At 62.9% G+C, this 17,499-nt stretch carries 2 protein-coding genes; both read left to right on the forward strand.

Annotated elements, in window-relative coordinates:
• A partial coding sequence (locus HX815_RS29790; RefSeq protein ID WP_177029402.1) for a non-ribosomal peptide synthetase occupies positions 1-5,095 on the forward strand: 5,095 nt, incomplete at its 5' end.
• Positions 5,095-17,424 (forward strand): non-ribosomal peptide synthase/polyketide synthase, encoded by a 12,330-nt coding sequence (locus HX815_RS29795; RefSeq protein ID WP_177029403.1) that lies wholly within the window; start codon positions 5,095-5,097, stop codon positions 17,422-17,424. The genes HX815_RS29790 and HX815_RS29795, both read left to right, overlap by 1 nt.
• Positions 17,425-17,499: the final 75 nt, after the last annotated feature.

Below are 17,499 nucleotides of genomic sequence, written 5' to 3' on the forward strand. Positions count from 1 at the left end.
GGCGGTGCGCGAAGCCGTGGTGTTGGCCCAGGAAGGGCTGAACGGCCAGCAACTGGTGGCTTACGTGATCCCGGCGCAAGGCGCCGAGGATGCAGGCGCCCTCAAGGCGCAGCTGAAAGCGGACCTGCCGGACTACATGGTGCCGACGCACCTGCTGTTCCTGAATGAATGGCCACTGACCGCCAACGGCAAGCTCGACCGCAAGGCCCTGCCGCAGCCGGACGCAAGCCAGGTACAGCACGAGTACGTGGCGCCGCAAAGCGCGCTGGAACAGCAAATCGCAACCGTCTGGCAAGACGTGCTGAAACTGGAGCGGGTTGGTCTCACCGACAACTTCTTCGAACTGGGTGGCGACTCGATTATCTCGATTCAAGTGGTCAGCCGCGCCCGGCAGTCCGGCATCCGCTTTAGTCCAAAAGACCTGTTCCAGCACCAGACGGTGCAGGCATTGGCGACTGTCGCGCAGACCGGTGACCCGGTGCAGGTAATCGATCAGGCTGCGGTGCAGGGCCCGGCGTTGCTGCTGCCGATTCAACAGGCTTACTTTGCCGACGCCATCCCGCAGCGTCACCACTACAACCAGTCGGTGCTGCTGCAACCGGCCCGTGCGCTGCAAGCGGCGCTGGTGGAGCAAGCATTGCAGGCGCTGGTGCTGCATCACGATGCGTTGCGGGTGATGTTCAACGAAAGCGCCGAAGGCTGGAGTGCCAGCCATCGCGACGCATCGATGCGCAATGATCTGTTATGGGTGCGCCCGGTGGCCGATGCTGGCGCGCTGGAAGTGCTGGCCAATCAAGCCCAGCGCAGCCTGAACCTGCAAACCGGACCCTTGCTGCGCGCCGTGTTGGCGACCCTGGACGATGGCACCCAGCGGCTGTTGCTGGTGATCCATCACCTGGCGGTGGACGGTGTGTCGTGGCGGATTCTGTTCGACGACCTGCAAACGGCCTACAACCAATTGCTCGCCGGGCAAGCCTTGCAATTGCCGGCCAAGACCAGCTCGGTCAAGACGTTTGCCGAACAGTTGCAAGCGCATGCACGCAGCGCGCAATTGCAGCAGCAGTTGGCCTACTGGCAGGCGCAACTGCAAGGTGCGCCGGCTGACCTGCCGTGCCTCAACCCCGAGGCGAGCCCACAGAACGGCCAGGCCGTCACTGTTCATACGCGTCTGGACAAACACCTGACGCGGCAACTGCTGCAGGAAGCGCCAGCCGCCTATCGCACTCAGGTCAACGACCTGTTGCTGACCGCCCTGGCGCGGGTGGTCTGCCGTTGGACCGGGCATGCAAGTACCTTGATCCAGCTTGAAGGCCATGGTCGCGAAGAGTTGTTTGCCAACATCGACCTGACGCGCACCGTGGGGTGGTTCACCAGTATGTTCCCGGTCCAGTTGTCGCCGGCGGCGGCACTCGGGGACTCGGTCAAGTCGATCAAGCAAGGGTTGCGATCGATCCCGGACAAGGGGGTGGGTTTCGGCGCGCTGCGCTTCCTCGGTGACGAGGCCAGCCGGTCAGCCTTGCAAGCGCTGCCGGTGCCGCGCATTACCTTCAACTACCTGGGGCAGTTCGACGCCAGCTTCGATAAGGAACAGGGCGCGTTGTTCAGCCCGGCCAGCGAAAGCGCCGGTGAAGAGCAAAGCGCGATGGCGCCCCTGGGCAATTGGCTGAGCCTCAACGGGCGGGTATTTGATGGCGCACTGAGCCTGGGCTGGACGTTCAGCCACCAACAGTTCGAGCAGGCCACCATCCAGCAACTGGCCGACGATTATGCCGTGGAACTGGCTCTGTTGATCGGTCATTGCTGCGATCCTGCAAACCATGGCATGACGCCTTCCGACTTCCCGCTGGCCAGCTTTACCCAACCGCAGCTCGATAACCTGGGCCTCGCCGCCCGTTCGGTGGATGACATCTACCCGCTGGCGCCGATGCAGCAGGGCATGCTGTTCCACAGCTTGTACGAACACGGCAGCGGTCAGTACATCAATCAGATGTGCCTGGACATCGACGGTCTCGACCCACAGCGTTTCGAAGATGCCTGGCAGGCGGCGGTCGACGCCCATGACATTTTGCGCAGCAGTTTCATCTGGGAAGGCAGCGAGCAACCGGTGCAGGTGGTGCATAAACAGGTGCGCGTACCCTTCACCGCGCTGGATTGGAGCACACGCACGGATGCCCCGCAGGCCCTCGTCGAGTTGGCGTCCAGCGAGCGCGACCAGGGTTTCGACCTCGCCCTCGCGCCGCTGCTGCGGCTGGTGCTGGTCAAGACCGCTGAACAGCGTTATCACCTGATTTATACCCATCACCACATTCTGATGGACGGCTGGAGCAACTCGCAGCTGCTGGGCGAGGTGTTGCAACGTTACGATGGCCAGGTGCTGCCGCGCCCGGCGGGCCGCTATCGTGACTACATCGCCTGGCTGCAAGGGCGTGATGCCAAGGCCAGTGAAACGTTCTGGCGTGCGCAACTGCACGCGCTCGACGCGCCGACGCGCCTCGCCGAAAACCGTTTCGCCGCGCCGCAGCCGGCTGTCGAAACCAGCCATGCCAGCCTGTATCACTCACTGTCCCAACAGCAGACCCAGCGCCTGGGCGAATTCGCCCGCCAGCAAAAGGTCACCCTCAATACCGTGGTCCAGGCGGCCTGGTTGCTGCTCCTGCAACATTACACCGGGCATGACACGGTGGCCTTCGGCGCCACGGTGTCCGGACGCCCCGGCGAACTCAAAGGCGTCGAACAGCAGATAGGCCTGTTCATCAATACCTTGCCGGTGATTGCCAGCCCCCGGCCGGAACAATCGGTCACCAGCCTGCTGCAACAGCTTCAGGCCCGCAACGTTGCGTTGCGCGAGCATGAACACACGCCGCTGTTCGAGATTCAGCGCTGGGCCGGGCAGGGCGGTGAAGGCCTGTTCGACACGCTGCTGGTGTTCGAAAACTACCCGCTGGCCGAGGCCCTGCAAGCGCAGGCACCGTCAGGCCTGAGCTTCGGCACGGTGGGTAATCAGGAACAGACTAATTTCCCGTTGACCCTGGCCGTTAATCTCAATGAGACCCTGAGCCTGCACTTCACTTATGCCCATGCTGCGTTCCATACACATACAATCCAGCGCCTGGCTGAGCAGGTGGAGCACGTGCTCGCACAGATGGTGAGCCTGGCCGCCGACCGTAGCCTGGGCGATATCGACCTGGTTGGCGCGGCGACGCGCACCGTGCTGTTGCGCGACTGGAATGCCACGGCAGTGCCGGCCACCGACCCACGCCACGTTCATCAATGGTTCGAGTCCCAGGCTCGACGCACGCCTGATGCGCCGGCCCTGTTGGCCGATCAAGCGTCGCTGACCTATGCCCAGCTCAACCTGCGCGCCAATCGCCTGGCTCATGCGTTGATCGAGCGGGGTGTAGGCCCGGACGTGTTGGTGGGGCTGTGCATGCCGCGCAGCGTGCAGATGGTCGTCGGGCTACTGGCGATCCTCAAGGCCGGTGGTGCCTATGTACCGCTGGACCCCGCTTATCCCCAGGATCGCTTGATGTACATGGTCGAGGACAGCGGCATTGCCTTGCTGTTGACCGAAACCAGCGTACAGCCGTACTTCGCTGACGTGGCCGTGGACTGCCTGCTGCTGGACGCACTGCCCGAGCGGTTCGATGGCTACGGCGAGCATGAGCCTTCGGTAACCGTCGACAGCCAGAACCTCGCCTATGTGATCTATACCTCCGGTTCCACCGGGAAACCCAAAGGCGTGACGATTCGCCATGGCGCCCTGAGCAACCATATGGAATGGATGCAGGGTTGCCTGAAGCTGGATCACAGTGACCGTGTCCTGCAGAAGACCGCCATCAGTTTCGACGCCTCGGTGTGGGAGTTCTGGTTGCCACTGATGAGCGGCGCGCAACTGGTATTGGCCGCGCCGCAATTGAACCTGGACTTGACCACCTTGTGGGTCGAGGTGGAGCGTTGGGGGATCAGTGTGCTGCAAATGGCGCCATCGTTGCTGCAGGCGCTGTTGCCGCTGGCGACCCGTGAACACCTGGCCTCCTTGCGCCTGCTGCTGTGCGGCGGCGAAGCGCTGAGTGCGCACCTTTCCCGCCAGGTCCTGGGCCTCTTCGATGGCGAGCTGCGCAATCTTTATGGCCCCACGGAGGCCACGATTGATACCAGCAGCCATGCCGTGGCGGCCACTGTCGAAGACGACGGGCGAATCATCGCCATCGGTCGTCCGATCAACAACGTATGCACCTATGTGCTGGACGGCGCCTTGCAGCCTTGCGCCGTGGGGGCGATTGGCGAGTTGTACATCGGTGGTGAATCCCTGGCCCGTGGTTATCACCAGCGTCCAGGGCTGACCGCCGAGCGCTTCGTTCCCGATCCGTTTGGCGAGTCGGCCGCTGCACGCCTGTATCGCACCGGCGACCTGGTGCGCCACGCCGAAAATGGCGTAATCGAATACATCGGCCGGATTGACCATCAGGTGAAAATCCGTGGCCTGCGCATTGAGCTGGGTGAAATCGAAGCCCGCCTCCACGCTCAACCTGAAGTACGAGATGCGGTAGTGCTGGCTCGGGAAACGGCGACCGGCACGAGCCTGGTGGGTTGGCTTGTCAGCCAGGACAGCAGCCTGGATAGGGCGGCCGAGGCGCGCTTGAGTGAACAGCTCAAGGCGCGGCTGGCACAACAGATGCCGGACTTCATGGTGCCCACCCATCTGGTCTTCCTCGATCAACTGCCGCTTACACCCAACGGCAAACTCGACCGCAAGGCACTGCCCGCGCCGGATAACCGCGCGCTGCATTCGGCTTACCTGGCGCCGCAAAGCGATCTGGAATGCAAGGTCGCGGCCATCTGGCAAGGCGTGCTCAACGTTGAGCAGGTCGGTCTGGCGGATGATTTCTTCGAGCTGGGCGGGCATTCGCTGCTGGTGGTGAATGTGGTGTCGCGCCTGCAGCTCGAACTGGGCATGAAGTTAACGCCCCAATTGATATTCCAATTTCCGGTCCTCGGTGCGTTTGTCGCGCAACTGGAGCAGACCGGCACGTCAATGAGCACGTCAAAATTGAGCAAGCTTGAAGCGCTGCTTGATGAATTCGAGGAGGTTTGATGGACACCGCTGTCGCACAACGTATTGCCAGGCGCTTCATAACGCTGCCGCTGGAAAAACGCCGTCTTTACCTGCAGAAAATGCTCGAAGAGGACGTTTCCCCGGCGAACCTGCCGATTCCGCCTGTCAGTGCCGAGTTCGACACGTTGTCATTGTCCTTTGCCCAGGAGCGTCAATGGTTTTTGTGGCAGCTGGACCCGGAAAGCGCGGCTTATCACATGCCTACGGCCCTGCGCTTGCGCGGTCCATTGGACATTGCGGCGCTGCAACAGAGTTTCAGTGCGCTGGTCGCGCGCCATGAGAGCCTGCGTACCACCTTCGTGGTGCACGGCGAGCAAGTGGTGCAGCAAGTGCAGGAGGCTGCACCGGTAAGTCTGCAGGTGCAGCCTCTGGCCCAGGTGCCGGATGCGGCGCAACTGCGGCATTTGATCGAAGACGAGACGCGCCGGCTGTTCGACTTGCAGCAGGGGCCCTTGTTGCGTACGTGCCTGTTGCAACTGGGCGCGGATGACCATGTGCTGATTGTCACCTTGCACCACATCGTTTCCGATGGCTGGTCGATGCAGGTAATGGTCGAGGAGTTGGTCAAGGGTTACGCCGCGTTCAGTCGAGGGTTGAGCCTGGAACTGCCAGCGTTGCCGATTCAATACAGCGACTACGCCATCTGGCAGCGGCACTGGATGGAGGCCGGCGAGCGGGAGCGGCAGTTGCAATACTGGACCGCGCAACTGGGCGGCGAGCAGCCGGTGCTTGAGCTCCCGACTGACGTTGCGCGCCCGGCCGTGATGAGCTATCGCGGTGCCCGGCTGGAGTTGGATATCGACACCGCGCTGGCCTGCGGCCTCAAGCAGATGGCCCAGCGCGAAGGGGTCAGTCTGTTCATGATCCTGCTGGCCTCCTACCAGGCCTTGCTGCATCGCTACAGCGGGCAGAACGACATTCGGGTTGGCGTGCCGACCGCGAACCGTAACCGGGTGGAGACCGAGGGGTTGATCGGCTTTTTCGTCAACACCCAAGTGCTCAAGAGTGAGGTCGACAGCCAGGGCTCCTTCAGTGCCTTGCTGCAACAGGTCAAGCAGACTGCGCTGGATGCCCAGGCGCATCAGGACCTGCCGTTCGAGCAACTGGTGGAAGCCTTGCAGCCGCAACGCAACCTGAGCCACAGCCCGCTGTTTCAAGTGATGTTCAACCACCAGACCCAAGGCCCGGCGGGCGAGGGGCCGGCCGGTGAATTGAAGGTCGAGGGGCTGCGCTGGGATACCCATAGTGCACAGTTCGACTTGACCCTGGAAACCATGGAGCGCCCCGATGGGCTGTCTGCGGCGCTGATCTATGCCACGGATCTGTTCGGTGCAGACACGGTTGCGCGGATGGCCGGGCACTGGCAAAACCTGCTGCAGGCAATCATCGCGAACCCGGCACAAAGCATCGGTGAGCTGCCGTTGCTTGACGCTGAACAGCGCCAAGCGCAGCTCGACGATTGCGTCCGCACGTCGGTAGCCACCCCGCAGGCGGGTTATGTTCATCGATTGTTCGAGGCACAGGTGGCCCGCTCGCCGGAGACGCAGGCGCTGGTCATCAATGGCCAGCGCTTGAGCTACGGGCAACTCAATACCCGGGCCAATCAGTTGGCGGTGGAGCTGCAACGTCACGGGGTGGGCGCGGGTGTGCTGGTGGGCATTGCCGTCGAACGCAGCCCGCACATGCTGATCGGGTTGTTGGCAATCCTCAAGGCCGGCGGCGCCTATCTGCCTCTCGATCCCGCGTTCCCGCAGGATCGCCTCGCCTACATGATTGAGGACAGTGGCATCGACCTGTTGCTGACCCAACATTCACTGCTCAGCCAGATCCCGGTGCCTGACACGGTCACTACGCTGGTGCTGGATCAACCAGGCAATTGGCTTGACGGCCATGCCGGTGACGATCTGCCAACCCGGCTGGATCCGGAGCACCTGGCTTATGTCATCTACACGTCCGGCTCCACCGGCCAGCCGAAAGGGGTGATGGTGCGACATGGCGCCCTGACCAACTTTGTCGCAAGCATGGCCAGGGTGCCGGGCATGACCGCCCAGGATCGGGCGTTGTCACTGACCACGTTCTCGTTTGATATTTTCGGCCTGGAAATCTACGTACCGCTGATGGTCGGCGCGTGCATCGTGCTGACCGGCCAGGAGGTGGCGCAGGACCCGTACGCCGTGCTGGCCCTGATCGACGCCGAACAGGTCAACGTGGTGCAGGCGACTCCCTCGACCTGGCGCATGTTGCTCGACAATGAACAGGCCCACGTGCTCCAGGGGTGCACGTGCCTGTGCGGCGGCGAGGCGTTGCCCCAGGAACTGGCGGTGCGCATGCTTGGCCTTGGCGGTGAAGTCTGGAATCTCTATGGCCCGACGGAAACCACGGTCTGGTCGGCGTTGCACCGGCTGCGTCCGCAGGCTGCGCAACCTTGGCTGGGCGGGCCAATCGACAACACATCGCTGTACATCGTCGGTGCAGACCTGATGCCGGTGCCCTATGGTGTTGCCGGCGAATTGCTGATCGGCGGGGACGGCCTGGCGCGGGGTTACTTCCAGCGCCCGGGATTGACCGCCGAACGTTTTGTTCCCCATCCGTTTTCCAGCACCGGCGAGCGGCTTTACCGCACCGGCGACCTCGCACGTCAGCGCCCGGACGGTATCCTCGAATACCTGGGGCGGATCGACCATCAGGTGAAAATTCGCGGTTTCCGCATCGAGCTCGGGGAAATCGAAGCGCGCCTGCTGGAGCAGGACGCTGTACGTGAAGCCGCGGTACTGGCCCAGGATGCCCCGGGCGGCCAGGCGTTGGTGGCGTATGTGGTCCCCGCCGCCGAATGGCAGGGCCTGGATGCCGACGGCCAGGGTCGCCTGCGCGACAGCCTGAACGCCCGGCTCAAGGCCAACTTGCCCGACTACATGGTGCCGGCGCATATGGTGCTGTTGCCAAGGTTCCCGCTGACCCCCAATGGCAAGCTGGACCGCAGGCAACTGCCCAAGCCCGATGCCAGCCAATGGCAGAAAACCTACGTGGCTGCGCAGACACCGGTGCAGCAAGCGGTGGCGGCGATCTGGGCCGAGGTGCTCAACGTGCCGCGGGTTGGCCTGAGTGACAACTTTTTCGAGCTGGGCGGCCATTCGCTGCTGGCGACCCAAATGGTTTCGCGGATTCGCCAGCAACTGCAAGTCCAGGTGCCTTTGCGCCTGCTGTTCGCCCATAACACCCTGCAAGCATTTGTCGAGGCGATGGCCCCGGCATCGTTGACTCCTGAACAGGCCATCCCGCGCGTTGCACGCGACCAGCCGCTTGCCCTGTCATATGCCCAGCAACGGCAATGGTTTTTGTGGCAATTGGAGCCCACCAGCAGCGCCTACCATATTCCCGCGGCCCTGCGTTTGCGCGGACACCTTGATCTGGCGTCCTTGCAACAGTGTTTTGACGCCCTGGTGGCGCGTCATGAGAGCTTGCGTACCCGGTTTGTGCTGGAGAACGAGCGTCCCGTACAACGGGTCGACGCGCCGGCACCGGTGGCGATTGCGCTTGAGTCGGCGGCTGCCGGGCTGGATGACCCTGGCCTGCGCGGCTTGATTGAAACTGAAACCCGCCAACTCTTTGATCTGCAGCGTGGGCCGTTGCTGCGGGTCAAGCTGTTGCAACTGGGCGCTGAAGATCACGTGCTGATCCTGACCCAGCACCACATCGTGTCGGATGCCTGGTCGATGCGGGTCATGATCGATGAGCTGATGCAGTTATACCGCGGCTTCAGTCAAGGCCAACCGGCGGCGTTGGCGGCACTGCCGATCCAGTATGCCGATTACGCACAGTGGCAGCGTCAGTGGCTGGCGGCGGGTGAGCAGCAACGGCAGCTCAGCTACTGGACAGAACAGTTGGGCGGCGAGCAACCGGTCCTTGAACTGCCAACCGACCATCCACGTCCGGTTCAGCAAAGCTATCGTGGGGCCCGGCTGCCGATCACCCTCGAGCCGTCCCTGGCCGAGAGTCTCAAGCGCCTGGCGCAGCAGCAAAACACCACACTGTTCATGCTGCTGCTGGCCGGCTTCCAGACCTTGTTGCACCGCTACAGCGGGCAGCAGGATATTCGTGTCGGGGTACCGATTGCCAACCGCAATCGCCTGGAAACCGAAGGGATGCTGGGTTTCTTCGTCAACACCCAGGTACTCCGGGCCGACATTGAGGGGCACCTGCGCTTTGACCAATTGCTTCATCAGGTCAAGCAGCGGGTACTGGGAGCACAGGCCCATCAGGACCTGCCGTTCGAGCAACTGGTGGAGCTGCTTGCACCTGCACGCAACCTGAGCCATACGCCATTGTTCCAGGCCATGTTCAACCATGCCAGTGATGCTCGTCGCGAGGCGATTGAACTGCCGGGGTTGAGCCTGGAGCAATTGACCTGGGATTCGGGCAGCGTGCAGTTCGACCTCTCCCTGGATACGTTCGAGTACAGCGAAGGCATCAGTGCCGCACTGTCCTATGCCTCTGACTTGTTTGAGCCAGCCACCGTCGCACGCCTGGGCGAACACTGGCTGAACCTGCTGCGCGCGATTGTGGCCAACCCCACCCAGCGCATCGCCGAATTACCGATGCTCGATGCGGTGCAGCGCCGGATGATGGTTGAGGACTGGAACCGCACGTTCGCCCATTACCCGAACAACCAGCCGGTGCACCACTTGATCGAAGCCCAGGTGGAGCGGGCCCCGCATGCCGTGGCGTTGGTGTTCGAGGGGCAGTCGCTGACCTATGCCCAGCTCAACGCGCGGGCCAACCGATTGGCTCATGCCTTGATCGCGCGTGGCGTAGGCCCCGATGTGCTGGTGGGCATTGCACTGCACCGCAGCCTGGAAATGGTGGTGGGCCTGTTGGCGATCCTGAAGGCCGGCGGCGCTTATGTACCGCTGGACCCGGAATACCCGCCGGAACGCCTGTCCTACATGATCGACGACAGCGGCATCGAATGGTTGCTGACCCAGCAAGCGCTGGTCGCAACCTTGCCGCTGCCGGAACGGGTGCGCACGCTGATACTCGATGGTGACGATGCCTGGCTGGCCGGTGAGGCGCAAGGCAACCCCGAGTCGCGGGCCGTCGCGCAAAACCTCGCCTATGTGATTTACACCTCCGGATCCACTGGCAAACCCAAAGGGGCTGGCAACAGCCACGGTGCCCTGACCAACCGGTTGTGCTGGATGCAACAGGCCTACGGGTTGCACGCCGACGACCGCGTGCTGCAAAAAACGCCGTTCAGCTTCGATGTGTCCGTCTGGGAGTTTTTCTGGCCGCTTATGACCGGCGTCCGCTTGGTCGTGGCGTCGCCAGGGGATCATCGCGATCCACAGAAGCTGGTCCAATTGATCGAGCGCGAAGGCATTACTACCCTGCATTTCGTCCCGTCGATGCTGCAAGCGTTCGTGCTGGATGCCAATGTCAGCCGCTGCACCAGCCTCACCCGTATCGTTTGCAGTGGCGAAGCGTTGCCGATCGATGCGCAGCAGCAGGTCTTCGCCAAGCTGCCGGGCGCGGGGCTGTTCAATCTCTACGGCCCTACCGAAGCCGCAATTGATGTCACCCACTGGACCTGTCGTGACGAGGGCCGTGACGCCGTGCCCATCGGCGAGCCGATTGCGAACTTGATGACCTACATTCTCGACGCCGAGCTCAACCCGGTGCCCTGCGGCGTCAACGGCGAACTGTACCTCAGCGGCCAGGGACTGGCGCGTGGGTATCACCGTCGCCCGGAGCTGACGGCCGAACGATTCGTGGCAAGCCCGTTTGTCGCGGGTGAACGGCTGTACCGCACGGGCGACTTGGCCCGTTACCGCGTTGACGGGGTGATTGATTACATTGGCCGTATCGACCATCAGGTGAAAATCCGCGGCTTTCGTATCGAGCTGGGTGAAATCGAGGCCCGTCTGCTGGAGCACGGGGCCGTGCGCGAAGCCGTGGTGGTGGCGCAGGACAGCCGCAACGGCAAAGCCCTGAGTGGCTACGTCGTTACCCAGCCTGGCGCCGCCAGCGACTGGCCGGCACTGCGCGAGGCGCTGACTGCGCATCTGCGCCAGACCCTGCCGGAACACATGGTGCCGACGCACCTGACGCCGCTGGAAAAAATGCCCCTGAGCCCCAACGGCAAACTCGACCGCAAGGCTCTCCCGGTGCCAGACATGGCTGAGGTACAGCAGGACTTCGTGGCTCCCGCCAATGCAGTCGAAAGTGCCCTGGTCGAGATCTGGCAAGCCGTGCTCGGCGTGGCCCGGGTGGGCACTGCCGATAACTTCTTCGCCTTGGGCGGTGACTCGATCAATTCGATTCAAGTGGTCAGCCGTGCACGTCAGCAGGGAATCGGCCTGGCCCCCAAGGACCTGTTCCTGCACCAGAACATCCAGGCGCTGGCCCGGGCTGCGAGCGCCGATCAAGCCGCAACGATCGATCAGGGGCCGGTCAGCGGTGACAGCCATCTGGTTCCGATGCAGCACTGGTTCTTCGCCAATGACATGGCGCACCGTGACCACTGGAACCAGTCGCTGATGCTGACCCCGCGCGAGCCATTGGACGGCGCATGTCTGCAGCAGGCCCTTGAGCACGTGGTGGCCCATCATGACGCCTTGCGCTTGCGCTTCGTGCAATCGGGCGATGGTACCTGGCAGGCCAGCCATGAGGCCGTCGGCGCACAACCGGTAGGCCTCTGGCAGCGCCAGGCAGAGAACGCCGATGAGATCATCGCCATTGCCAACCAGGCGCAACGCAGCCTCGACCTGCAACACGGCCCGCTGTTGCGTTGCAGCCTGATCGCAGTGCAGGACGGCAGTTCGCGCCTGCATCTGGCGATTCACCATCTGGTGATGGACGGTGTGTCGTGGCGCGTGCTGCTGGAAGACTTGCAAACGGCCTACCGGCAACTGGCGGTAAACCAGCCTGTGGTGTTGCCACCCAAGTCCACCGCGTTCAAGGCGTGGGCCGAGCAGTTGCAGGGCTACGCCCACAGCGAAGGGCTGGCTCGGGAGTTGAGTTACTGGACCGGGCAACAGGCCCATGCGTTGCCGGAACTGCCACGGGCGCGGCCTGAGGGCAGCCAGGCTTCGGTGCATGGCCATTCGGTCAACACGCGTCTGGATACAGAACAGACTCGGCGCCTGCTCAAGCAGGCACCGTCGGCCTATCGCACCCAGGTCAACGACCTTTTGCTCAGTGCCCTGGCGCAGGTGATTTGCCAGTGGACTGCGCAACCTGCGTGCCTGGTGCAACTGGAAGGCCATGGCCGTGAGGAACTGTTCGGCGACGTCGACCTGAGCCGCACGTTGGGCTGGTTCACCAGCCTGTTCCCGGTGGTATTGACCCCATCGGTGCACGCGGCAGACACCATCAAGGGCATCAAGGAACAGCTGCGCGCGGTGCCGAACAAGGGCCTGGGTTATGGCGTGCTGCGTTACCTCGGTGCAGAGGATGTCCGCTCGCGTCTGGCGAAACTCGCGCAGGCCCGGATTACCTTCAACTACCTCGGCCAGTTCGACCAGAGCTTTGATGAGCAGGCGTTATTCGCGCCGAGCGAGGAGGGCAGCGGGGCTGGGCACGCTGATGACGTGGCGCTGGGCAACTGGCTGACCATCGATGGCCGGGTGTACAACGGCCAGTTGTCCCTGGACTGGACCTTCAGCCGCGACGTTTTTGATGAGGCCACCGTCCAGCAATTGGCCGATGCCTACGGCGTCGCGTTGCAGGCACTGATAGAGCATTGCTGCGGCGAAGAGCATCAGGGCCTGACGCCGTCTGACTTCCCGCTGGCCCGTTTGACCCAGGCGCACCTTGACGGCTTGCCGGTGCCCGTGGCGCAGGTGCAAGACGTCTATGCGTTGTCACCGATGCAAGAAGGCATGCTGTTCCACACCCTGGCCGACGACAGCAGCGGTTTGTACATCAACCAGATCAGCCTGCCGGTACACGGGCTGGATACCGAACGCTTCGCCGCAGCCTGGCAATCGGTGATTGAGCGTGAGGACATTCTGCGGACCAGCTTTCACTGGCAGGATGGCTTGAGCGCCCCGGTGCAAATTGTCCACCGCCAGGCCGAATTGCCGCTGCTGATCGAAGACTGGCGCGGCCGGGACATCAGCGAACAGGCGATCAGCGCGCGCGCAACGGCTGATTACCTGCAAGGGTTCGATCTGGCCCGTGCGCCGTTGCAGCGTGTGCTGTTGCTGCGGCTTGAGGACGACCGCTACCAGATGATCTGGACCTGCCATCACATCCTGATGGACGGCTGGAGCAGTTCGCGACTGTTTGGCGAGGTAATGCAGTTTTATGCCCAGGGCCACGTGCCGACACGCAACGGTCGTTACCGCGAGTTCATCGAATGGCTGCAACGCCAGGATCAACGGGCGCTGGAGGGCTTCTGGAGAAGCCGTCTTGCAACGCTGGAGCAGGCCACTTCGCTGAACCAGGCGATGTTCCCGCGGCATGTCGAGGATTTGCCCGGGCACCAAGCGCTTTACTCACGTTGGGATGCGGTGCAAACCGCACGCCTGCAACAGGCTTGCCGCGCCTTGCAAATCACCCCCAACACGCTGATCCAGGGCGCGTGGCTGTTGTTGCTGCAACGCTTTACCGGGCAGAACACTGTGGTGTTCGGTGCCACCGTGGCTGGCCGTCCTGCGGGGTTGGCCAATGCCGACAACATCCTGGGGCTGTTCATCAATACGCTACCGGTGATCCAGACCCTGGAACCCGCGCAGCCGCTGGATCAGTGGCTGCAAGCGTTGCAGGCCTGCAACATGGACATCCGTGAGTACGCACACGCGCCGCTGGCGGATATCCAGCGCTGGTCGGGGCTGGGCGGGCAAGGGCTGTTCGACAGCATCATCGTGTTTGAAAACTACCCGATCGATGAGCGCCTGGGTGAGCAACAGGACACCGGCCTGAGTTTCGGCGAGTCGCGTAACCATGACGTGACCAACTTTGCGATGGACCTGGCGGTCAATCTCGGCGAACAGTTGTCGATCGAATATCTGTTCCTGCGCAATGCCTTCAGTGTCGAGGCGGTAGAGCAGATTCGCCGCTGCATGGAAGACACCCTTGAGGCCATGATCGTTGCGCCGACGGCGCGACTGGGCAACCTTCAGCGCCTTGGGGCCGAGCAGTGGCAAGCCTTTGAGCAGTGGAGTGCGGCGCCGAATGCCAGCTATCACGCGCAGCTCTTGCCGGAACTGATCGCACGCCATGCCCATTCGCGTGGCGAGGCGACGGCACTGGTGTGCGGGAGCGATTCGCTGAGCTACGGTGAGCTGGAACGTCGAGCCAATGGCCTGGCCCATCGCTTGATCGAGCTGGGGGCCGGGCCGGAAGTGGTGGTCGGGGTGGCCCTGGAGCGCTCCGTCGAGATGATCGTGGCGTTACTGGCGGTGATGAAAAGCGGCGCGGCTTATGTGCCGTTGGACATCGACTATCCGCCCGAACGCCTGGCGTTCATGATGCAAGACTCGGCGATGGCGCTGTTGCTGACCCATAGCCAGGTGCAGGCGCGCCTCCCGGCGGTGGAAGGCCTGGCGCAACTGGCCATCGACACGTTTGACCGCGCCGGCTACAGCGACACGCCGCCCGCCAGCAGTTTGCTGGGCGCCAATCTGGCCTACTTGATTTATACCTCGGGCTCCACCGGTCGGCCGAAAGGCGTGGCAGTGGCGCATGGGCCGATGAGCATGCATTGCCAGGCCATTGCCGGGCTGTATGACATGGATGAGCGCACCCGCGAGCTGCATTTCATGTCGTTTGCCTTCGACGGCGCTCATGAGCGCTGGCTCAGTACGCTATTGAGCGGGGGCACGCTGGTGATCCGCGATGCCAGCCTGTGGACACCGGAGCAGACCTTCGACGCCTTGCATCAACACGGCATCACGATTGCCTGTTTCCCGCCGGCCTACCTCAAGCAGTTGGCCGAGTACGCGGCCCATAGCCAACAGGAACCACCCGCGGTACGGGTGTATTGCTTCGGTGGCGATGCGGTGCCGGACCAGACCTTCGAACAAGTGAAAGCGGCACTGCGTCCACAGTTCTTTACCAACGGCTATGGCCCCACCGAAACCGTGGTCACGCCGATGCTCTGGAAGGTCCCGGTCGACACCCGGTGCGAGGCCGCCTATGCGCCGATCGGGCGTGCTGTCGGCGAGCGCGCGCTGTACGTGCTGGACGAAGACCTCAACCCGCTGCCGCCGGGGATTGCCGGTGAGCTCTACATCAGTGGCCAGGGCATTGCCCGCGGCTATTACCGTCGTCCGGACCTGAGTGCCGAGCGCTTTGTGCCGGACCCGTTCGGGTCGCCGGGCGATCGTCTCTACCGCAGCGGCGACCTGGTACGCCAGCGTGTTGATGGTGTGCTTGATTACGTCGGGCGTATTGACCACCAGATCAAGGTCCGGGGCTTTCGCATTGAACTGGGGGAAATCGAGGCGAGCCTGCGGCAACTGGACGATGTCAGTGACGCGTTGGTGATCGCCCGTGACAGTGCGTCGGGCAAGCAACTGATCGGTTATGTGGTGACGCCCGATGGCATGGCCATCGGTGATCGCCTCAAGGCGGACTTGCGCGCGCAATTGCCGGATTACATGGTGCCCACCCAGGTCATCTGCATGGCGGCGCTGCCTGTCACGCCCAACGGCAAGCTGGATCGCCAGGCCTTGCCGGAGCCTGAATTCAAGGGCGGCGAGTATGTTCCCGGCCGTACTCGTGACGAGCAACTGCTGGCACAGGTCTGGGCTGATGTGTTGCAAGTGGAGCGCGTGGGCATCACCGACAACTTCTTCGAGTTGGGCGGTGACTCGATCCTCAGCCTGCAAGTCGTCTCGCGGGTACGCAACCACCCTGAACTGAAGATGGACCTCAAGCTGCGGGACCTGATGCGCGGGCAGACCATCGAGGCGATTTTCGAGCAGCGTTCAAGCACCGTCGCCACGCTGATCGAGGATGTTTCGCAGGTGGCCGCCGAGGGCCAGTTCAACCTGATTCCGATCCAGCAGTGGCTGTTCGACCAGCGTATGAGCGAGCCGCACCATTACAACCAGGCATTGATGCTGCGTGCACGCCAGGCGCTGAATCTGCCGGCGCTGGAGCTGGCATTGCGCTGCATGTTGAAGCAGCACGACGCCCTGCGCCTGCGCTTTCGTGAGGTGGGCGCACGCTATTACCAGCATTACCAGCCGCTGGAGGACATGCAGGCGCAATGGGCCACTGAGCCCTTGTTATGGCAACACACCGTGACCGATGAAGCGGAGCTTGAGCTGTACGCCGAACAGGTACAGCGCAGCCTGGACCTGCAAGACGGGCCGGTGTGGCGTACCGCTCATGTGACGTTGGGCGATGGCCAGGTGCGGGTATTGATGGTGATCCATCATTTGGTGATCGACACCGTTTCCTGGCGTTTGCTGCTGCAGGATTTGCAGGTCGCTTATGAGGCTTACCGCAATGGCCAGGCGCCGGCCCTGCCGATTCGTACCAGCAGCTACCGGGCCTGGGCCGAGGGTCTGCAAGCGTACGCGGCGAATTATCCGGCGCAGGAGCAAGCCTGGTGGCTTGAGCAGATCGACCAGCCGGGCAGTGAGCTACCGTGCGATAACCCGCGTGGCAAGAACCAGGTGCAGTACCAGTCGGTCGCGCTGATGGGCCTGTCGCAGGAACATACCCAGCAGTTGCTCAAGCAAGTGCCTGCGGTCTACCAGACGCAGATCAACGATGTGTTGCTCGCCGCGCTGAGCCGGGTGTTGTGCCGCTGGAGCGGGCAGCCTTCGGTATTGATCCAGCTCGAAGGCCATGGCCGCGAAGACCTGGTCAAGGACATCGACCTGAGCCGCAGCCTGGGCTGGTTCACCAGCATGTTCCCGGTGCGCCTGGCACCCGGTGCCGGGGCTGATATCGGGAGCTCGGTGCGTGCGGTGCAGCGGCAATTGGCGGCCGTACCGAACAAGGGCCTGGGCTACGGCATCCTGCGTCACATGAGCGGTGTGTCGATGGCCGATACCTTGCGCCTGGCACCCCAGGCGCGTGTCACCTTCAACTACCTGGGGCAGTTCGACCAGAGCTTCGATGACAAGGCGATGCTGGTGCCGGCTCAGGAGAGCTATGGCAGTTGCTACAGCCCGCAGGCGGCCCTGGGCAATTGGCTGGAAGTGGTGGGGCAGGTGTATGACGGACGCCTGGCGATGCGCTGTATTTTCAGCACGCGCCGCTACCGTGCCGAAACCGTCGAACAGTTGATGCGAGAGTACCAGGCCGAACTGGAGGCGCTGATCGAGCATTGCGTGGCACAAGCGGCTTAAGGATTGAGGCCGATCCATCGTTATACAAAGAGGGGCCCTTGTGGCTCCTCTTTCGTCTGTGGCTTTTTCATAAGG

The sequence above is a fragment of the Pseudomonas sp. E6002 genome (assembly GCF_013385565.1).
Taxonomy (GTDB): domain Bacteria; phylum Pseudomonadota; class Gammaproteobacteria; order Pseudomonadales; family Pseudomonadaceae; genus Aquipseudomonas.